We start from the raw sequence: 611 nt of genomic DNA on the forward strand, positions 1-611 counted from the left end.
CACCAGGCTGATTGTCGAACATTGGGATGATCTCCTTCGACTGGCCGGATCGCTCAAACTCGGCGTCGTGCGCGCGACCGATCTCACCCGTGTCCTTCAGACCAATGATCGCCCCACCAGGCTGGCACGTGCCCTTCAGGAGCTTGGCCGCCTCATCAAGTCACTCTACATGCTGCGGTTCATCGACGACGAAACCTACCGGCGCCGGATCCTGGTCCAGCTCAATCGCGGCGAGAGCCGCCACCTGCTTGCCCGCACCATATTCCACGGCAAGCGCGGTGAACTTCGCCAGCGCTACCGCGAAGGGCAGGAGGATCAGCTCGGCGCGCTCGGGCTCGTCGTCAACCTGGTCGTGCTCTGGAACACGATCTACATCGACGCGGCGGTCAGCCAGCTACGCGCCGAAGGCCATGTGATCCTGGACGAGGACGTCGCCCGCCTCTCGCCGCTTGGTTCCAGGCACATCAACATGCTCGGGCGCTATGCCTTCACCATTCCCGACATCGTGGCGCGCGGCGAGTTGAGGCCGCTACGCGATCCTGGTGCCACAGGTATCGACGATGCTTGAAGCCCCTTATGTAGGTTTTCTGTTCCGTTGCTACTCAAACCCC

The 611-nt window shown here is 62.4% G+C and carries 1 protein-coding gene; it reads left to right on the plus strand.

Features of this window, described 5'->3' with window-relative positions:
• The coding region (locus tag ACODSR_RS20690; RefSeq protein WP_489078403.1) for a Tn3 family transposase at positions 1-568 on the plus strand (568 nt) is incomplete at its 5' end.
• Positions 569-611: the final 43 nt, after the last annotated feature.

It is taken from the genome of Sphingobium sp. FG125 (genome assembly GCF_057809795.1).